Here is a 20,770-nt window from a genome sequence, read left to right as displayed (position 1 = left end):
GAAAGGCTTGGCGGCCCCTGCCGTGAAGGCGCATCGTTCAAGCCGCCCGGGTCGCTGCCGTTAAGAACCCACAGACCTGTCAGCGTACGGGCGGGCATTCGGGTCAATGCGGCGGAGGACAGGAGACGTGAAAGGCGAGACGTTCAAGGGAGCGACGAAGATCCGCGCCCGCCACGTGCGCCTGGCGACCTGGTCCGTTTCCGTCGCGTTGTCCGTGGGCGTCGTGGCGCTTGTGGCCATCCTCCAATACGACGGCTACCAGCGCATGCTCGGCAGCGCACGGCGGCAGACGGCGGCATCGGTCGCGGGAACGGTACGTCTCATCGATCAATACGTCGACGCGAGCCTGGGGCCGCTACTGGCCCTGCGCAACGTCGTGGACAGCCCCGACACCGGGCTGTTGCACACGCGCCTTGCCGAAGTACAGGCACGGCACCCCGAGCTGCCGAGCTTCGTGGCACTCGACTCCGACGGCGGCGTCATGGCCTTGACCAATGGGCCCCTGCTCAACTGGCGCGACGTGGTCGCCTTACCTCGGCACCTGGCGCTGGGCGCACGAGTTCGCGTCGGCGTGGCGCCTGCCGAGGGCCGCACGCCCTCTTCGCTCCGCGTGCTGGTCGATTCTCGCGTGCCGGTCCCTGCAACCTTCGGCACGCTCGTGGACGCGGAGCGCGTACGCGATGGCATGCGGCACTCCATGCTGGGCGCCAGCGCCGCCATGAGCGTGTTTTCGCTGGACGGGCGTCTGTTCGTCAGCAACCGCGACGACATCGTTACGCCCTGGATTCTTCCGCCGCCCGACGCCGGCACCACGGGTGGCTACGACGACGACGAGCGCCTCTATTCGTGGGCGGCATCGGATCACCACCCTTATGCCGCGCTAGTGAGCCTGGACTGCGCCAGCATCCGTGACGAGTGGCTGCGTCAGGCGCAGCCGTCGATGCTGGCGACCCTTGCTCTCGTGCTCTTGCTCAACGGATGCGCCGCGGTCTTCGAGCGCGCCTACCGCCGTCAGGGCCGGCTCCTGGACGCCCTTTCGCGCAGCGCGCGGCATCTGGGCGACGTGCAGCGCTCGGGGCACATCGGCCTTTGGGAGGCCGACCTCGCCAACGGCACCATCGGCTGGTCTGGGCAGGTCCATGAGATCACCGGACTGCCGCCGGAGCGCATGGGCGGACGCCACGGCACCTATTACAAGCTGGTGCATCCGGATGATCAGCCCGCCATCGTGGCATGGCTCGACCTGTTCAAACTCGGCGATGGGCCGTACGAGTGCGAACATCGGCTTTGCCGCCCCGACGGCCGCGAGGTACGCGTCAACCTGCGCGCGTCGCGCATCACCAACGAAGAAGGCCACGCGGTCCTCGCGGGGACCATCAGCGAGATCACCGCCCTGCACGAAACGCGGCAACGTCTGCAGGACACCGACCGCGATCTGGCCGCGAGCGAAGCGGCCTATCGGCAGTTGCTGGCGCGGATGCCCTTGCCGCTCGTGGTCGTGCGCAACGACCTGATCGAGTACGCCAACCTGCTCGCAGAGGAACGTCTGGGCGACGGGCAGTCCACGCTCGTGGGCCGCGCCGCCGCGGACTATCTCGATGCCGATGCGCTGAACGCCGTCCGGCGCGGTACCGCGGAAGGCACCAGCCTCATGGCGTGGCTGAATCCCGAGCGCGGCATGCCCTTCGAGGCCGAGCTGGCATTGTCGGAGTACCGCGATCCGCGCGGACTCGGCACGCTCGTCATCGTGCGCGACGTGACCGACCAGCGCCGCTACGAAGAGCGCCTTAACCATCAAGCCACCCACGACGAACTGACCGGACTGCCGAACCGCCGCGCCCTCCGCGAACGGCTCGACGAACTGGTGGCCGCCGCATCGGTCGACGGCACGGGGCTGATGGTGCTGTTCGTGGATCTGGACCATTTCAAGGTCATCAACGACGCGCTAGGCCATGCACTGGGCGATCAGGTACTGCGTGACGTGACGCTGCGCCTCGGCGATGCGCTGGGCGGTGCCGGACAAGTGGGTCGATTTGGCGGCGATGAATTCGTCGCCATGCTGCCTTTCGAGGGCTCGCCGGCAAAAGCCATCGACATCCTGCCGCGCATCCAGCGCGCGATCGAGGAACCGCTGGAAGTAGCCGGTACGCTGCAGCGCTTGAAGTGCAGCATCGGCGTCGCCTTCGCGACGCGCGATGGCGCCGACGCGGATACGTTGATCCGCAACGCCGACACGGCCATGTACGACGCCAAGCGCTCGGGGCGACATACGTGGCGCTGCTACTCCGCGGAAATGCATGCGACAGCCATGGCGCGACTGACCGTGCTCACGCGGCTCGCCGGTACAAACCTCGACAACGAACTGGCACTCGCGTGGCAGACCCAGCACTCGGGCAGCGACGGGCGAGTAAATGGTGTGGAAGCCTTGTTGCGCTGGCCGTCGGCACCTGGCGACCTCGTGCGCAACGATCGTCTCGTCCCGTTGCTGGAAGAAACCGGCGCGATCGTGCAGGTCGGGCAATGGGTATTGCGCGAAGCATGCCGCCACCAGCGCCTGCTTCTCGAAACCATCGGCCCCCACTGCCGTATCGCGATCAACGTATCGGCGCAGCAACTGGTGCATACCGATCTCGTGGCCGAGGTGCGTCAGGCGCTCGCGGAAACCGGCGCCAGCGCCTCGGCACTGGAACTCGAACTCACCGAAAGCGCGTTCATGCACGAACCGGAGCGCGCCATCCGCACGTTGCACGAACTGCGCGCCATGGGCGTCAGCATCGCGCTGGACGACTTCGGCACCGGCTACTCCAACCTGACCTACCTCTCGCGGCTACCGCTGGACAAGATCAAGATCGACCGCCACTTCACCTCCACCCTTTTGCAAGACGAAGTCGACGCGTCGATCTGCCGCTCCATCATCTTCCTCGCCCGCAGCCTCAGCCTGGAAATCGTCGCCGAAGGCGTCGAAACCGACCGGCAACGCCACTGGCTGCTAGCCGAGGGTTGCAATGCGATGCAGGGCTACTTCTTCTCGCGACCTGTGCCGATCGAGGAGTTGCATGGTCGGTATGCGGTGGTAGCGCAGGCTTATGATTCGCTGGGTTCGCCTTTGAGTTGATGCTACGGCGCAGGAGCATCACCTGCTGCATTGTTCGCCGATCATACCCGTGCATATCGCTTCAATGCGGCCGACGTCCACCGCCGCAGCTACTCCAAGCATGATGCAGATCGCGTTCGGACATGAAACGGGCGCCGGGGCTACCGGCTAGTGACCAGGGCAACCATCAGTGGTTGAGCCGCTCGGTGGAGAGCTTCGAGGCCCTCTGCCGCATCATCGAACCAGGCGGCGCAGTTACATCAACAACACCAGGCCTCAACTGCACTGCAACCTTAGGCCCGCGACTGGGCTCATCCCCGACCAGCTCTGCCCTTTTAGCGCTGGCGTATTCGATCACTAGATGCTGGCCGTCTTGCCAACGGACGTTCACACCGTAAGCGCTAGCGTTTCGCGCGGCGCCATACAGCGTTGCCACTCGTTCGGACGGTCGGCACACATGATTCCTCTCCACCAGGCATACGACGTAGAAGAAAGAGGTCGTGGCACCGCCGCCCTGTTCCAATACGACCGCCTCGGATAGGCGATCCGGCGAGGGTATTCGCGCAACTTCGTCATCTTGCGTCGAACACCCGATGAGCAAGAGCAGCGTGATCTTCAAAAATAATAATGCCCAAGGTCTCACGGCGGAACCCGCTCCCCACATGTCGACCATGAATACCGCGGCGACCTAAGGCGCATAAATGCAACCCTGATCGTGGAAGCCTGCATGCACGCAGCGGCCGGGAAAATCAAGCGCAATAGTCCGGACTACCCGTTTGATAAGTCCACTTGACAGTCATATATGCCGTCGTACCTTGCTCACTAGGAGTGGGCTCAATCACAGCGGCAACTCCATCACGGCAGTACGTCAGGGACACGTATGGATGGTCTCTCTCGTCAGTCAACAGCCAGCCAGATTCCGGCATCTCAGATTTGAACGTTGCGACAACCCCAGCCAGAGACAATGGCATTGCGAACTTCGCTCTCACAACCACGGACACGTCCTTGTCGAACGACTTCGATATCGTTGCAGACTCCGAAAAAGGTAATTTTCTGAGCACTTCCCTTAGCTCGACCACTGTCGGGCGCCGCATATTTTGCCCACGAATCCAGTCAGCGGTTGTCATATAAAGCGCGGTGGAAAATATAACCAAGAAGAGAGCTATGCCTAGCTTGTTCGCTATCTCAATCACCAAGAAAATCCCGTATCAATCGTCTTATGGTTGTTCTCGAGAACCTGAAACGAGACGCCCAGATTGCAGAAACCTGTCGCTAGGGCCGACCCCGCCGCGTTATCTGGGGCGACGTCGGACCTGGCGTCGTAGACGAAGTCGCGTACGCCGATGCGTGTGGTGTTGCCATAGATCTCGGGAACACGCCGGCGCCTTAGGGACGCATAAATGCGATCGTGATTGCGAAAGCGAACACACATATGGCAACCGAGAAAGTTGCGGCAAGCGACCTGACGAAGAATCGTCCGCTCTTTCGTGTTCGCAGCACAAGACTGGCCGAGATGACAGTCGCGACGAAGCCATAGGCCAGCGTCAGCCACAGGTTTTCCACCGATGCGCCGACAAAATAACCTGAGTTCGGCGTAGCCAACAAAGAATTCGGCCGCAGAGCGAGCACAATGATTCTGTCGAAGGATAGAAGTCCCACCGCGACAAAGAAGCATGCAACCTGCGCAGGAAGACACCGTATTAGCGCCATAGCCTTATCCACTCAAACATTCCATTAGGACGGCACTAAGGACTCCTTGAACGCAAAGCAGGGATACCAGCAGCCCTACGTCCTTGAGTAACCCACCACTCCTGGCTGCGATCGCCACAGACAGGAGAAGACATGCGATGTTGACGCTCATTAAGACGCCTGCGGTCGAACCGCCAATCGACACAGCCGATGGAATGCGGAGACCGCCCAACATCTTCCAATCCAAAAGCACGCCATGCGCCAATCGCTCGGCAGAGAAGCAGCACGTCGCTACCGCCAGGCTTGCACAACACGTTTCGACGCCGTAAAGAAGGTACGTTTGCACGCTCAGCTCTCCGCCCTTATTCGCGCATACCGAATCAGTTCTTCGCCATCCGTACTGCGGTGCCGCGTAACCCTCGAAGGAACAGTCACGCGATCCGAACTCGTTGGTCGCACAACGTGATCAATATCCGGTAGAACGATGCTAGCCTGAGATTTGGGATCATAGAACTCGATCTCGTTAGTCATCTGAATGCACATGATTTGCCCCCCTGTGACCAAGCTCCCCCTGCATCCAGGCAGCGGTCTTTCCCGTCACCCGTCAAATAGACGACCGCTCCGACGATGGCAACGAGCAATAACAGCCCCAACAGCGCGCATGGGTGACGCTTCTTGTTGATGGCCGAGATCACCAACAGAGCGGCTGCCATGATGATTCCAACGAATATCACGATCGCCACTTGCCCGGGTTCGCATGATCGCCTTGCGGTGTGAGAACCGCATCACGAGATGCATTGATCCACCTGCTGTAGCCTCGGGCTGAATGCTCGCCGCGACACCTCCCTTACAAAACTTGAGCAGGGTCTTGCCGCGGATGGTCTCTTGCGTCAGCCGCTAACCCTTCTGGGCGAGTTGTGACTTGAATAGGTCCACCATACGCTGCGGCACCATTTCGCTCTTGAAATGGCCATTTACGGAGACATTGGCGTCACGGTCCAAGCCACTGGTTATCGTCGTTTGCTCGGCAAATGGAACCTCGGCAAGCGGATGTTTTAGTGAGGCAATGGTGGGCTGAGGTTGCTCCTTGACTTGATCTTGCCAGCGATACCAATCGCTCAAATACATGTAAATACATAGTGCGTAGAAACTACCGAAGAACCCCAGAACCCATGTCGCGGGCAGTTCGATCCTCACCATGCCAAGCCCGCATCGGTCTTCCCGATGGACGTGAGCTCCGCTGTAATGCCGTCCTAGGGCGCCATTGGAGACGTCATGTAGCTGGCTCAGTACGTCCATATGCTCTTCACCGTAGGCTCTTCAACGACCACCTTACCTCTTTTCTTTGTCCTCACGATGCCCTGCAGTACTCCCGTCGGTGTATCCGCTTCAAACCAATACTCGGATAAGCGGATCCCGGCTTCATCGGGATCACCGTACTCCTTCCACTTGAAGGTTTTCAGTTCATCTGGATTTGCGTCCGGCCATACCGATATGACACGTGGATCGCTGCAGAAGGCCTCTTTCGATGGGTGGTGAAGAGGGTCAAGGTGGAACGAAAGCTTGATGCCCGCGAACACAAGAACGGTCCATGTTATGGCGATGGTCGACCACTTTTGCGTACTACCTTTAGTCACGGCCAGTTTGAGTAACCTCCAAAATCGACGCCAGGCGAAGCAACTAGTCGAACACCGATGCTCTTGGGCTTGAAGGATCAACCCCAGACACCAAGGCCCGACTTTGTATCCTGCAATGGCCGGTCGGCGGCGCGTTTCTTCGCACTAGCATCAAAACATTCTCTGAATCGCAAGCTCACGATCCGCTAAATTCACATTTGATTTGACGCACACGCATGGTTCTTGTGCACCACGCACGAGTAGATGCTGTAGCCGGCTCGTTGCCCAGGTCAGCGCTCAACGTCTGAGCAGACGAAGACCAAATGGCAATGGACCGGTTGAATCCCTCTCAATGCCATACGAATAGGGTCGTCTGAAGCTGATCTGATCCCATCGATAGCGACGCGAACCTGCCCTTGCGATCCTGTAGCAACGGCCACCGCATGCACGGAAAGTTCCCCACTTGTCGAGAACTCCGTCAACGAGTGAATGACGACGTCGTCAGCTTTAATAGGCCCGACCCTCGCGTGGACAACGTCATGCCCCGCCACGAAGCGCTTGATCTCTCCGGAAGAGGGCATGTGGTTAACGGCCCAACCGATAACGCAGAAGAGGAGGACCATCAGGGCAACGAAGCCAGCAATCCACCTGGCGACGCGGCGTACAAGACAATTTGCCTGCTGTTTTGCCCTATGGACATTTGGCTTCACGAGCGTTCCTTCCATGTTATCCATCAACCAGCGCAGCTATCGAACCCAAGCCCGACAGAGGGCTGTAGCTCCTATCTCAAACCCGGAATTGCCTCCATCGATCCCTATCGTCAGTGCCATAAGCACGCAGCAGCCAAGGCCGGTTAAGCGCCGCATAGTCCTATCGAAAACACGAAAGTATTTGCTCGCTATTTTGTTGCGCCTCGCAGAACTCACTAGCAATTCCCGCGACTGCATATGGAATTTCCAGCCGTCACCCTCCAAGGCAACGTCAAGTATCGAGAGCAATCGCATTGCTAGTTAGCCAGCGCTATGCGGGTAGAGAGAAAGAACTCCATTCATTGATCTCCTGACGAGGACATCAGAGACAAGACCGCGCTCAAGATGCCGGTCAGCAAGAAAATGGCCGCGCATATGAGTGGCAGTCTTTCAAGCTGTCCTACTTTTGGCGACCAGAGCCGAGATAACACGACCGAAAAAGCGAACCCTGCAATACATGCGGCAAGCAACACGGGAAGTGGGTCGTTCACGATACCGCGCACCGAGAAGAATGAGATCTCCGCGCGACCTGACCAATAAAACACTGCGGCGACTATTAGCACACCCGTGGAGGCGCAGAGCAATCCGGCACAGCCATTGTATATGCCTCGTAGTAGGGGCTCCGGAAATGAACCATTTGAGCAGAGCGATACCTGTTCCAACGATTCCCTTCGATCGTCAAGAATTCGTCCGGTCATTGCCAGGAGGCTGCAGGGAACGAATATCGAGGCCAGCAGGGTGAAACATGCCGCTAGAACACCCTCGGTCCACTCCGCGCCAAGACAGAGAATGAATGCGCTCACAAATATCAACAAGATCAGCGGCAGGATCAACGACATAGCCACACTGAGCGGCACCTTCATTTTCGACACCTGAAATACTCGGTGGTGCATTGAACCGCCGCCGCGCCCGCCACGCATCCTTCGGGGCTTCCACCAACAGCAAGGATGCTCCTTGACCCTGAGAAGCCGTCTGCACTGCGAAGAAGCGTGCCACCGCCTGCCACCCCGGCTCCCCCTATGATCGTCGTGCCATAAGACGTCTGCGTCCCAACTCCTATTCGACCCGTTCCCGCACCGAGAGCGATACCTGCTTCGCCCTGCACCGGCAACCCAACAATTCCACCACGGCATACTTGGTAGTAAACACAAACATTTCCGGTGCTATCCACTGCGAGACCGACTTCAGCACTTCCGTAACCTGCAAAGAGATTCCCCCAGGCACCAGCGCCGATGCTTATGTTGGATTCCTGGGGCGCCTTTTTCCATCCGCATGCTGATGGATTGAACATACACTGCGAGTCATCCAGCCCTCGCGGATCAACCCGCAAATACGGATTGCTCCCCACATACGCATACGTCGATATGCCGCCCGCCAAACCAATCGGATCGCTTTGCACGTATCGGCCGCTGAGTGGGTCGTAGTCGCGCCAGCCGTTCTGGTGGAGGCCGGTGACGGCGTCGAAGCGTTGGCCGGAGAAACGCATGTCGAAGACGTATCGCGTGCCGTCGCCGTCGGGGTCTTCGTTGGGGGCATCGCTGCCGAACGCGTCGCCGACGATGGACCAGGCCCAGATGGGCTTGTCGGTGGCACGATCGATAACCACACGTGGCGTGCCGAGGTGATCGGGCTGGATGTCGCGGATGGCATCGCCGTCGAATGCCACGATCGGCATGTCGCCTAGCCACGCTACTTGACGGATCGGACGGCCTGCGCCGTCGTAGTCGCCCAGCCAGTGGCCCGCTTCGTCGTGCAGTGAAACAGTGGTCTGACCGGCGATGTACTTGGCGATTTGCTGACCGAACGGGTTGTAGACGTAATTCATTTCTACTACGCCATTGACCTTGGCCTGGCTCATGCGCCCGCTGGCGTCGTAGATGAACTCACGCTCGCCGATGCGCGTGGTGTTGCCCTTCGCATCGTATTCTCGCGGTACCTCGGCGGCCATTACTAGTCTGTGGCTGTCCGTGGCGTAATCGAAGCGACGCTTCTGAAACGCGCCCGTATTCCAGTTCAGGCGATTTCCGGTGGTGTCGTAGCTGTACTGATGCATGACGGCCGGCAGACCGAGCCAACTCGCCATCGTCAGGCGCGATGCGCCATCGGCGAACATGAAACCCGGAACCAGGCCGACTGTGATGGAGTTGATCTCGCTATTCAGGTAGCCGAGAGTGAGATTGAGCCCGCCCGCATGAAGATCATGCACGCCGGTGACGAGACCCAGCGAATCGTAGCTGCGCATCAACGTTCGCGCACCAGCTGTCCAGCGCAACGTCTGCCCGAGGGCGTCGTACTGCACGTCATTCAGTAGGGGCTGCGCAGCGGCAAGCGGCATCTTCGTGCTGACCTCGGTCACTTGTCCCGCGGCGTCACGTGTATAGCTGACCATACGCCCGTCAGGGTAGATCATGGACGAGAGGCGGCCGGCCGGCGTATAGGCATAGCGCAAGTCGAGCCGAATCCCGCGGGTCACCTGAGTCTTTTGCACGACCCGTCCTGCAAAGTCGTAGCAGAAGCTGGTGTGGCCGTCGCGATCTGTTGCCTTGCTCAAACGCCCCACTGCATACGTTGCATCGGTCACGCATGTCGTGTCGGGTTGATCGTAGGCATACGTAACGCTTGCGCCATCGCTGTAGGTCACGGTGGTCAAGCGGCCTGCCACGTCGTACGTACGTTCGGTGGTTCGTGCATCGGCTGGTGTTTCACGCACCGGCTGCCCGGCGACATCATGCTCGAATGCCGTGTCGCCCGTGTCGGGGCTGCGTTGCCACAGCAGGTCGCCGAGACCATTACGCAGATAGCCCGTGGACAGACCCTTGGGGTCCACCACCGTCTTTACTTGATCCGTGCCGTCGTATTCGAGCCGCACGACCGTCGCTTCCGGCTGCGCGTCCTGGGTAATGCGATCGACTCGCCCACGAGCATCCCGTCTCAGAAGCGGGCCGTTGGCTGTGACATTCGCCTGCAAAAGACGCCCGTTGGCATCGACTTCGTAGTCGATCGGGTAGCCAGAGTATTGAATCCGCTTTGGAATACCGCGGCTGTCGTATGTGAATTCGCGTTCCAGATCTTCGGTACCGTCCACACGAAGAAACGCGTCGCGAGCAATCCAGCCTTGCGCGTCGCGCTCGATGTTGCGCTTTCTGCCCACCGTATCGACCAGTCCGATCAATCGACGCGCCGCGTTGTAACGATGTGTAAGCGTGCCGCCGTCAGGGTCGGTGAGCGTGTGCACGTCACCGTTGGCCGTATACGTCGTGCGGGTGATGATGTCCTGCGCCGAGGGCTTACCATCGCGGCGCGCACGCACGGTCACCGTGAGCGGGCGACCCATCGCGTCATAGGTGCGTTCAGTACGGACACCATTGGTGTCGGTGCTGGCAAGTACCCGGCCAGCGGCATCGTAGGCCAGCACGGTTTGGACATGACCGAGCGGATCGGTGATCGTATGCAGGTCGCCTTCTCGCCAGGCACACGAGGCACCCGTGGCGCAGCCAGCATCGTCGGTCATGCGATAGGCATACCGTGTAATGTCTGCCTCACCGGCGAGAGGACCATCAATAGTCAGGAGTCGCCCGGCCGCGTCGTAACCGAATCGAGTAATGCGCTCCTCGGGCCATGGCTCGCTGCCGGCCTGACCCGCATCGGCCGCGCCGCCTTGCCGTTCCTCGATGAGGTTGCCCTTGTCGTCGTACTCGAAGGTGGTCCACTGGCTGCCGTTGTCGATGCGCGTCGGCTTGTCGAAGAGGGCATGCCAGCGCGTGGCGATCGTGCGCTGCACGGGCGTACCTTCCGCTTCGGTACGCTCGATTTCCAAATGACGCTTGCGGTCGTATTGGTAAGTGGTGGGTATACCGCTGTAGTCAGTCTGAAGGGTGACGAGGCCGCCACCCAGATAATCGAAGTTGCGCGTCACGGTCTCATTGCGTACGTCCTCTTGGCGCTTTCCGAGACGTATGGTGCCGTTGATGTAGGTTGGGAACAGGTACGCGTAAGGCTGGCCCGGGCGAATGATGCGGATACGATCAGCGCCAGGGTCCAGGTCGGTGCGTTCCGTATCGTCGCCATGTGCTGAGCCGACGGCTCGGTTCTGGCTGTCGTACCGGAATGTGGCAAAGCGCCGTCCATCCTTACCGATGATGCCCGTGAGCTTGTGATTCGGCTTTCCACCCAGGCCCGGTTCGTCGTAGCGGTACTGCACGTCGTGTCCATCGGGATAACCGACTTTCACTAGGTCGGCGTCGAGGCCTTCAAGTATGTCGCCGCTGTAGCTGTAGTTGAGTCGTCCGTCGGGGGTATCGACCGTTTCGACGCGACCCAGGCGATCGTAGCTCAGGCGAAGCTCACGCCCCTGCCGATCCGTGACACTGACGAGCACCGTTGCCTTCAGACCGATGCCGACGGTGATGTCGTCGTAGCGCAGCGTCAGCACGTTGCCGTTCGCATCGGTACGCGAACGCAAGCGACCGCGGTCGTCATAACGCTCCTCGGTCAGGTCGGGCCAAGTGTAGACCCAGCCCCCTTCGGGATGTTCACGCAGCTTGCCTCGCTCGCCTTCCGTCGGCACGAATCCATCGCCCTGTTTAACGAAACGCGTTTCACGGCCATCCTCCCGCAGCAGGTACAACGCCGTTCCATAGGCAAGGCCACTCGTGTCGTAGTAAGGGCGCCGCACGAACGCACGATCGAAGCTATGCCGCCAGCGAGCACCGATGCGTGCGCCTGCGGGATAGCGCGCGCCAACCATAGGGGACGTCCACCCGAGGGGGAAGGCGCCACTGTGATAAGTACGAGCAAACACCAGACCCGATGCTTCCGGTCCCTGGTAGTCCACCACCTGTTCGATCTTGCTCATAGTGAGCGGATTGATCGGATTACCGACGACCGGGCTGTTACCGATTGGGCACTGGTTGGCGCCGCTTTCTTCGGGAATGCCCAGGCTATCTGGTTTGGGCAACGCGTCGGGCGAGACGCAGGCCACGGGATTTCCGCCGGAGTAGCGATCGCGGTTGCTGTAATAGACGCCGATATCGCTGACGAGCGTGGCCTCCACCGGGCAACTGCGGACGATCACGATATCGCCGTTAATGGTCCGGACGCGAGAGCCCGTGAAATCCTCCGTAAGTAGCGTTATATCCAGGACCGAATAGGCGCTGTTCCGCTCGGCCTTGCCCGGAATCTCACGCATTGCATGGGTGACGTAGTCACAGCGAGAAAGCGACGGTTGCCTGGCACACCACTGCTCTGCCGCGACGTGTGCGTCGGCTGCGAGCTGGTCGCCTTCATGGTGTTCCGGCCCATCGGGCGTGGGCACAAGGTGTCCATCGACAAAGGCAGGGAACAGCAACGGCTCCGGCTCTTGGCCCCAGGCGCTACCGGTAATCAACGCTAGGCTGACCGCGAGGGTGAGCGCGCGGTGCCGCGAACGTGGCAGACGATGGTGCGACATGATGTCCTTCCTGGCCGGCAGTCGATGAGCGGGCCAAGGTAGAGGTCGATGTCGCGGGTAGATACGGGATTATTCTGAAAAGTACGCACGATGTTTCGCAATCGATGGGGAGGCGAAAGCGGGCCCGATGCCCCGTCGTTCACCACCAGCGCCAATGCGTTCGCCGTACGACGATTTAACGCACCGCCTGAGGCGCCTACATTCGCCGTAGTGGCACGTGCCACGTTCCCCACCCGGTGATGCCATGTTCCGCGCCCCCGCGATCTTCGTTTCTCACGGAGCCCCCACCTTCGCCCTTGAGCCGGGCCTGCTCGGCTCACGCTTGACCGAGCTTGGCGAGCGATTGGCGAGTGCCACGGCCATCGTGGTGGTTTCGCCGCATTGGCAGACCTGCGGCATTCGTGTGACCGGCGCGGCGTGGCCGTCGACGATGCATGACTTCGGTGGGTTTCCCCCGCCGCTGTACAGCCTCACCTACCCCGCGCCCGGTTCTGCGAGTCTTGCCTCGGAAGTGGCGGCGCTGCTGATCGATGGCGGTTTCGTCGCGATGGTGGATACCGAGCGCGGTCTCGACCATGGCGCGTGGGTGCCGCTACGTTACCTGCGGCCGGATGCCGATACGCCGGTCATCCAGGTGTCCATGCCGCACAACCTCGACACGCGCGGTGCGTTGCGCCTGGGGCGTGTGCTGGCTGGGTTGCGCGAGCGCGGCATCGTCGTTATGGGCTCGGGTAGCCTCACGCACAACCTGCACGAGGTGCGGCGCGATGGTGACGTAGCAGCTTATGCCCGTGAATTCGCTGGCTGGGTACGCAAGGCCGTAATGGCGGGCGATGTGGATGCGCTGCTGGATTATCGAACCAACGCCCCGAGCGCCTTGCGCGCCCATCCGACCGAGGAACACTTCCTGCCGTTGCTGGTAGCCGCCGGCGCCGGGATGGGCGACGTGCCCATGGCGATCGACGGCGGTATTACCTACGGCGTGCTGTCGATGGACTGCTTCGCCTGGGGCGTCGCGTAAGCGACGCCCCGAGTGCGCCATCAGATCTGCGCCTGACCGCCGTCCACGAAGAGCTCTACGCCGGTGATGTAGCTGGCGTCGTCGGAGGCCAGGAACGACACCGCCTTCGCGACTTCGTCCGGCTCGCCGGTGCGGCCCAGCGGCGTCACGCTCGCCACATAGTCCGAGTACTCGGCGATCTGCTGGTCGCTCATGCCCAGCTCGCTCTTGTAACCTGGGGTGACCACCGTGCCCGGCGCGACCACGTTGACGCGGATGTTGCGTCCCTTGAGGTCGTTGGACCAGGTGCGAGCGAAGGAGCGCACCGCGGCTTTCGTCGCCGCATAGACGCCAAAGGCGGGCGCACCCTTGATCGACACCATGGAGCCGTTCAGCACGATCGCCGAACCCGGGCCCATCAATTCGATCGCCTTCTGCACCGTGAACAGCGTGCCTTTGACGTTGATGTCGAAGTACTTGTCGAACTGCGCTTCGGTGATCTGGCCGAGCGGCGCGAACTCGCCGCCGCCCGCATTGGCGAAGAGGATGTCCAGGCGACCACTCTTTTCGCGGATGGTGGCGAAGATGCGATCGAGATCCTGCATGTTGGCAATGTCGCCCTGGATCGCGGTCACACCCAGGCGCGCGGCCACAGCGTCCAGCTCGGCCTGGCGGCGGCCGGTGATGTACACGGTAGCGCCTTCGCGCATCAGGCGTTCGGCGGTGGCGAGGCCAAGGCCCGAACTGCCGCCGGTCACAAGGGCGATCTTGCCGGCGTGGCGGGTCGCATGGATCTTGCTGGTGTCGAGGGAAGTCATGGGAATCTCCGGGGAGGCCGCGGCGCGGCCGATGGACGCCACTCTAGTTATTCGCGACTGGTGGATAAATAATCTGCTTTCGATTTCTTCATTCATAGGAAGAAACAATCATGGATCGCCTCCTCGCCATCCGGGTTTTCGACCGCCTGGTGGAAACCGGCGGCTTCGGAAGGGCCGCTGACGCGCTGCAAATGCCCAAGTCGACGGTCACCAAGTTGATCCAGGGCCTCGAACGTGATCTGGGCGTGCGCCTGCTGGACCGCACCACCCGGCGCGTGACGGTGACGGCCGAAGGCGCTGCGTACTACGAGCACACGCGACGCTGGCTGGCCGACCTGGATGATTTCGAGACCGCGCTGAACGCCGGGCGGGGTTTGCCCACCGGCAATCTGCGCGTGGATACCGGCGGTTCCGTCGCCGCAGGGCTCATCCTGCCGGTGCTGCCCGAGTTCCGCGCGCGCTATCCCGGGATCCGGGTGCAGTTGGGCGTTACCGATCGCACCGTGGACCTCGTAAGCGAGGGCATCGACTGCGCCATCCGCAGCACGGGCGACGACCCCAGCCTGGTCACGCGGCAGATCGCCTCGCTGCGCTGGGCGTTTACCGCATCGCCCGCGTATCTCGCGCAACGCGGCGCGCCCACAACGCCGGACGATATCCTGCGCGACGGGCACGACGTGATCGGTTACTTCTCTGCACGAACCGGTCGTGCGTTGCCGCTGCGCTTTCGTGTCGATGACCAGGACGTGTCGATCGACGCGCCAGCCGCCGTCCAGGTGAACGAGAGCAACGCTCACACCGCTTCCGTACTGGCTGGCCTGGGCCTGGCGCAGACGCTGGCCTTCAGCACCGACCCTTACGTGAAAAGCGGCCAACTTGTCTCGCTGCTGCCCGATATGCAGCCGCCGCCGCTTCCGGTGTTTCTGGTCTACCCACCGGAGCGGCGGAACAACGCGCGACTGCGCGCGTTCCTGGATTGGATCTCGGAGGCCTTGCCGGCGCAGGCGGCCGGCATCGAGATACCGACGAAAGCCGCCTAGCGAAACATCACGCGTGGCGGGGCGTGAGCGATCCAGCCCGCGCTTTCTCGCGCGCCTTGCGAATCTTCAACCAGCGCTTGTACCGGCGCTTGAGCTTGCGGCGGTATTTGCGTTCCTTGCGGTCGTGATTCCACAGATAGATGGCCGGCGTGCTCAGCAGCGTGAGCAACTGCGACACCAGCAACCCGCCGACGATGGCGATACCGAGCGGGCGACGCATTTCCGAACCGACGCCGAAGCCGATGGCGAGCGGCAACGCCGCACCCATCGCCACGAGCGTCGTCATCGTGATCGGGCGGAAGCGCACCAGCGCGGCCTGGCGAATCGCCTCCACCGGCGACATGCCCTGCTCCCGCTGCGCCACCAGGGCGAAATCGACCATGAGGATCGCGTTCTTCTTCACGATGCCGATCAACAGCAACACAGCGATGATCGCCATTAGCGTGAGCTGCGTCTGCGTGATGAGCATCGCCAGGAACGCGCCCGCGCCCGCCGCCGGCAGCGTGGAGATGATCGTCAGCGGGTGACCGAGGCTCTCGTAGAGAATGCCGAGCACGATGTACACCGCGAGAATCGCACCGATCAGCAGCACCATGCCGTTGGATTGCGCATCGCGCAGGCGCTGGTTGGCGCCTGTGAAATCCATCCGGATACCTTCGGGCAGGTTGATGGCGCGCACCGCCTGCTCTACCAGCGTATTGCCCTTGTCCGCCGTGATCTTCGGCGCGAGGTTGTACGTGATGTCTGCCGACTCCAACTGGTTCTGGTGCGTGACTGCGCTGGGTACCGCCACGGGTGCGATCTTCGCCACCGCGGACAGCGGAATCATCTTGCCCACCTCGTTCTTTACGTAGGTGTTGAGCAAGGCATCAGGGCTGAGGGTCTGCGCCGCGGCAGCGGTCAGCACCACCCAGTACTGGTTGATATCGGAATAGATGATCGACACCTGGCGTTGGCCGAAGGCGTTGAACAACGCGGAATCGATCATGCCCATGCCGATTTGGAGACGACCCGCGGCGTCGCGGTCTACCTTCACCATCTGTTGCTTGCCAACGATGTCGAAGTCGCTGCCGACGTCACGGAACTCCTTCATCTTGCGCATCTGACGTACGAGTTTCAGCGTCCATGGTTGGAGATCTTCGCCACTGGTGCTGATCAACTGGAACGAGTACTGCCCGCGGTTGCTGTTGCCGCCTCCGCCGCCGAGGAACTGCACGGGGTTCATGAAGACCTGCACGTTGGAGATCTTCTCGTACTCCTTGCCGAGCCGATCCATGATCTCCTTCAGCGATTCCCGGCGTTCGCCGGGACCGCTGCCCTTGGGTTTCAGGTCCACGAACATCAGGCCCTGATTGCCCACGGCGCCGCCGTTGTCACCGCCGAGAATGGTGGACACATCGGCAACCGTGCTGTCCTTCTGCAGGACCTCGGCCACCTGGAGCAGGCGCCGGGTCATCTCATCGGGAGAGATGTTCGCATCCGCGCTGACCTGCAACTGCAGCATGCCCGTGTCTTCGTCGGGCATGAAGTTGCCGCCGGCCGTCTTCACCACGGCGATGGCGAGCACCACGGTCGCCACGAGCAGAATCAACGGCTGCCAGCGCATCAGGCGGCGATGCCGCATCGCCCAGTCGAGCCCGCGCTGGTACAGGCGAAGAAAGCCGCGGTCGAAACGTTCCAGCGCCAGCTCCCAGCGCGAGGGCTTGCGGTCCGGTGCGTCGTGTTTCAGGTAATGCGCGCACAACGCGGGAGTCAGCGTCAGCGACACCACCGCGGAAATAAGCACCGCCGCGGCAAGCGTTACGGAGAACTCGCGCAGCAGCTTGGTGATCATGTTGTTGCCGAACAGCAACGGCGCGAATACGGCCACGAGCGACAGCGTGATGGAGATCACCGTGAAGCCGATCTCGCGCACACCTTCCAGCGCGGCCTCCATAGGCTTCGCGCCATTTTCCATGTGGCGAACGATGTTCTCGATGACCACGATGGCGTCGTCCACGACGAAGCCGATGCACAGCACCAGCGCCATGAGCGACAGCGTGTTCAGCGTGTACCCCAGCGACCACATCACCACGAACGCGCCCGCGAGCGACAACGGCACGCTGAGCGTGGCGATCATTGTCGGCCCCATCCGGCGCAGAAACACCAGCATCACCAGCACGACCATGACGATACTGATCATCAAGGCCACTTTGACCTCGTGCAGTGCCGACTGCGTGGTCTGGGTGAGATCGAAGATGGGCGTGACTTCCGCATCGGCGGGCAGCAGCGAGCGGAACCGCGGCAACGCCTGGCGGATGGCTTCCGCCGTGGCAATCGAGTTGGCTTCCGGCCGCTTGCTGATCTGCATGGTGACCGAGCGCTCGCCCTGGAACCACGCCTTCTGGTATTGGTCCTGCTGGCCGCTGTACACCTTGGCGATGTCGGAGAGCCGCACCGGGACGTTGTTGCGTACGGCGATGAGGATCTTGCCGAAGTCCTCGGGGCTGCGCAGGCCGTCGTTGGCGATCACCGTCATCTGTGAGTCGCCGTCGGAGAGCACACCCTGCGGCGAGTTCACATTGGCGGCCTGCAGTGCATTCGACACGTCGTTTGCGGTGAGCCCCTTCGACGAAAGGGCGTTGGTATCCAACTCGATACGGACCGCGTGCGGCGTACCGCCGAAGATCTGCACGCGCGATACGCCGTCGATCTGCGCGACCGCCGGCCGGATCAGCGTGTCGACCACGTCGTAGAGCTTGTCGGGTGGCATCGTTTTCGAGGTAAGCGCGACGAGCAGGACGGGGATCTGGCCCGTATCGAACTTGAAGTACTGCGGCGGCGACGGCATGCCGGCCGGCAAATCCGCGGCGGCGGCGTTGATGGCGGCCTGCACGTCGCGCGCGGCAGCGTCCGTCGAGCGGTTCATATCGAAGCGGATACGTACGAACCCTGCGCCTTCCGTACTGTTCGAGTACATCTGGTCCACGCCCGGGATCTGCCCCAGGTGTCGCTCAAGGGGCGCGATCACGGTGGACGCCATCGTCTGCGCGCTGGCGCCAGGCATCTGCGTCTGGACAAACACCGCCGGCACCTCGATCGAAGGCAACGCGGCAACGCCCAGCAACATATAGGCGATGGCACCGGCCAGGGTCAGCCCCGCGGCAAGCAGCGAGGTACCGATGGGCCGGCGGATGAAGGGAGCAAAAAAGTTCACGGCACGTCCTGTGTTCGCGGGAAGGTACCCCGCGCCCGCGGACTTTATGACGTCCCGCGCGTTTCGTCGCGTGTGCCTTTAGTGGGGCCCCTGCCGGAAGACAGGGGTTCCCGGTTTCAGTGTGCGGGCGCGTAGCGCAGGGTCAGATAGTAGGTGCGACCCAGCTGGTTGTAATAGGCCGCCGTCTCGTAGCGCTTGTCGGCGAGGTTGGCGACGCGGCCCTGCACGCTCCAGTCGGCATCGACGTGCCATGTCGCGCGGAGGTCGGCGGTGGCGTAACCGCCCAGCCGGCGCGTGTTGGCGGCGTCGTCGAAGCTGTGGCCGGCCGCGTTGAGCGAGCCGCCCAGCGTGAATGCGCCCAGGTCCTTGTCCAGGTCCACGCGGGCGGTGCGTTCCGGGCGACGCGCGAGCAGGTTGCCGTCCTGGCTTCCGCCGTCGCGGTTCTTCGGCTGTTGGAGCGTGACGTAGCCGCGCACATGCCAGCCATCGACGTCCGCACCCACCTGCCCCTCGATGCCACGGATGCGTGCCTTGCTCACGTTGATCGGCAGGAAGTTGGCATCGAAGCCGATGAGGTCGTTCACGGTGGCCTGGTAGGCGTTCACCGCCCAGTTCCAGATCCCGGGACGCGCAGACAGCCCGATCTCGGCAGTACGCGAGGTTTCCGGATTCAGATTGACGGGCGCGCCGTACGGATAGAACTCGTCATTAAAGGTTGGCGCGTGGAAGGCGGTGCCATAGGACGCCGTGAGCTTCATGCCGTTGTCGAAGCGGAAACCATAGGCCGCCGAACCGGTGGTGTGGTTGCCGAACTGGGTGTTGTGGTCGTGACGGACCGAAAGCTGGAGTTCGTGGGCGCCAAACAGACCCTGGTACAGGGCGAAGATGCCTGTGTTGTTGCGCGAGTCGGCCAGGTAGTCGGTATCGCTCTTCAACGTTTCCTGCTGGTAGTCGACACCGGCCGTCAGGGTCTGGCCTGCGGCGAGGGTCACGTCGTTCTGCCAGGACGCCTGATTGCGCTTGGAGTAGAGATAGCCCACCCGCGCCTTGTCCACGCCGTAGTTCACGAAGTCGAGCGTCTTGTCGGCGCCATTGAGGTAATTGTCGGCGCGGTCCTGGTTCTGGCCGAGCGCGAGCGACATGCGCCACGCCGGCATCACGTCGAAAGCCAGCTTCCCACCGGCCACCTGCTGGGAGCGGCGCGTGAAGTTCTGGAAGTCGCCGTCGTACTCGATGTCGCCCTTGCTGCGCAGCCAGCTACCGGTGAGCTCGGTGCCATCGTCCCAGCGATAGCCGCCCGACAAGGCGCCGTTATACATGCGCGAGGCATCGTGATCCGGCTCGTCGGTGAAGCAGCCCGCCATGGCCTCCGCGGCGCCGACGCGGCAAGCGTTGATCCCGGCCGTGTATTGCCCGCCAAGGCTGGCGTTGTACCAGCCGTGCTGGCCGCCACCGGAAATGCCGGCCTGCCCCGCGGTATAGCCGTGGCTACCGCCCGTGACGGACAGCGTCGGGGTCGGCGCCTCACCGGTCTGGCCGTGGCGGGTGAAGATCTGGATAACGCCGCCAATGGCGTCAGATCCATACAGTGTCGAACGCGGACCGCGCACGATCTCGATGTGGTCGATCTGCTCCACGGGAAGCTGCTCATAGGCTGGCAGACCGGCACCCACCGTGCCGACGCGCACGCCGTCCACCAGCACCAGCGTGTGCGACGAATTGGTGCCGCGCATGAACAACGAGGTCTGCTGGCCGATGCCGCCGGTGTTCGCGATCGCCACGCCGGGCAGGCCAACGAGAAGATCCTGCACGCTCACCGGCTGCAGCCGCTCGATGTCCTCGCGGGTGATGAGGGTGACCGGTGCCAGCACCTCGTCCAGCGGCGTGGGTGCACGGTTGGCGGTCACCACCACCGGATCGAGCCGGTCGGGCGCGTCGGCGGCATGGGCCATCGTCATCGTGGACAAAAGCGCCGCCGCGAGCAGGGTCTTCTTCATGGAACGTCTTCCTTTCGCCGCAAAGCGGCTCATGCAGGCAATCGGAGGACGTGCGACGAACGGCAAACGGGAGGGAACCCGGCGGCTGTCCGGATCCGCCCTCCGCGAATCGATCGAAACAG

Annotated in this window: 12 protein-coding genes; 4 read left to right on the top strand and 8 right to left on the bottom strand. The window is 62.1% G+C overall.

What is annotated here, in order from left to right; all coding sequences use genetic code 11:
* Nucleotides 1–127: 127 nt before the first annotated feature.
* On the top strand, nt 128–3,115 hold the full coding sequence (locus tag IM816_RS00605) for a putative bifunctional diguanylate cyclase/phosphodiesterase (RefSeq protein WP_250339367.1): 2,988 nt from the start codon (nt 128–130) through the stop codon (nt 3,113–3,115).
* Between the two features lie 1,365 nt (nt 3,116–4,480).
* Here the strand turns inward: IM816_RS00605 and IM816_RS00600 are convergent.
* The 3 genes from IM816_RS00600 to IM816_RS00590 all read right to left on the bottom strand — a co-directional run bounded on the left by IM816_RS00600 (nt 4,481) and on the right by IM816_RS00590 (nt 6,363).
* A complete protein-coding gene (locus tag IM816_RS00600; protein ID WP_250339366.1) occupies nt 4,481–4,816 on the bottom strand; it encodes a hypothetical protein in 336 nt (111 codons plus the stop codon).
* A gap of 864 nt (nt 4,817–5,680) precedes the next feature.
* The gene (locus IM816_RS00595) at nt 5,681–6,082 is read right to left on the bottom strand and encodes a hypothetical protein (protein ID WP_250339365.1); all 402 of its coding nucleotides are present in this window, start codon (nt 6,080–6,082) and stop codon (nt 5,681–5,683) included.
* Nucleotides 6,070–6,363 (bottom strand): hypothetical protein, encoded by a 294-nt coding sequence (locus tag IM816_RS00590; RefSeq protein ID WP_250339364.1) that lies wholly within the window; start codon nt 6,361–6,363, stop codon nt 6,070–6,072. The genes IM816_RS00595 and IM816_RS00590 overlap by 13 nt, the downstream gene beginning before the upstream one ends.
* Before the next feature lie 563 nt (nt 6,364–6,926).
* Here IM816_RS00590 and IM816_RS00585 point away from each other — a divergent pair.
* Nucleotides 6,927–7,256, top strand: a complete 330-nt coding sequence (locus tag IM816_RS00585) for a hypothetical protein (protein ID WP_250339363.1) — start codon at nt 6,927–6,929, stop codon at nt 7,254–7,256.
* Between the two features lie 191 nt (nt 7,257–7,447).
* Here the strand turns inward: IM816_RS00585 and IM816_RS00580 are convergent, their stop codons facing one another.
* Nucleotides 7,448–8,011 (bottom strand): hypothetical protein, encoded by a 564-nt coding sequence (locus IM816_RS00580; RefSeq protein WP_250339362.1) that lies wholly within the window; start codon nt 8,009–8,011, stop codon nt 7,448–7,450.
* Nucleotides 8,008–12,597: an RHS repeat domain-containing protein gene (locus IM816_RS00575; protein ID WP_250339361.1), complete on the bottom strand. Its 4,590-nt coding sequence runs from the start codon at nt 12,595–12,597 to the stop codon at nt 8,008–8,010. The genes IM816_RS00580 and IM816_RS00575 overlap by 4 nt, the downstream gene beginning before the upstream one ends.
* 244 nt (nt 12,598–12,841) lie before the next feature.
* Between IM816_RS00575 and IM816_RS00570 the strand changes: the two genes are divergently transcribed.
* Complete coding sequence (locus IM816_RS00570) at nt 12,842–13,618, top strand: DODA-type extradiol aromatic ring-opening family dioxygenase (RefSeq protein ID WP_250339360.1); 777 nt, start codon at nt 12,842–12,844, stop codon at nt 13,616–13,618.
* A gap of 20 nt (nt 13,619–13,638) precedes the next feature.
* Here IM816_RS00570 and IM816_RS00565 read toward each other — a convergent pair whose 3' ends face one another.
* Entirely contained in the window at nt 13,639–14,415 is a 777-nt protein-coding gene (locus IM816_RS00565) for an SDR family NAD(P)-dependent oxidoreductase (RefSeq protein WP_250340662.1), read from the bottom strand.
* A 110-nt stretch (nt 14,416–14,525) separates the two neighbouring features.
* On the opposite strand from IM816_RS00565, the gene IM816_RS00560 reads away from it, so the two are divergent.
* Entirely contained in the window at nt 14,526–15,455 is a 930-nt protein-coding gene (locus tag IM816_RS00560) for a LysR family transcriptional regulator (protein WP_250339359.1), read from the top strand.
* Nucleotides 15,456–15,462: 7 nt separating this feature from the next.
* Here the strand turns inward: IM816_RS00560 and IM816_RS00555 are convergent, their stop codons facing one another.
* Nucleotides 15,463–18,651 (bottom strand): efflux RND transporter permease subunit, encoded by a 3,189-nt coding sequence (locus IM816_RS00555; protein WP_250339358.1) that lies wholly within the window; start codon nt 18,649–18,651, stop codon nt 15,463–15,465.
* A 116-nt stretch (nt 18,652–18,767) separates the two neighbouring features.
* Nucleotides 18,768–20,648 (bottom strand): TonB-dependent receptor domain-containing protein, encoded by a 1,881-nt coding sequence (locus IM816_RS00550; RefSeq protein ID WP_250339357.1) that lies wholly within the window; start codon nt 20,646–20,648, stop codon nt 18,768–18,770.
* Nucleotides 20,649–20,770 lie beyond the last annotated feature (122 nt).

Origin of the sequence: Luteibacter flocculans, assembly GCF_023612255.1 — a bacterium.
Taxonomy (GTDB): Bacteria; Pseudomonadota; Gammaproteobacteria; order Xanthomonadales; family Rhodanobacteraceae; genus Luteibacter; species Luteibacter flocculans.
This window is presented reverse-complemented; position numbering and strand designations above follow the sequence as displayed.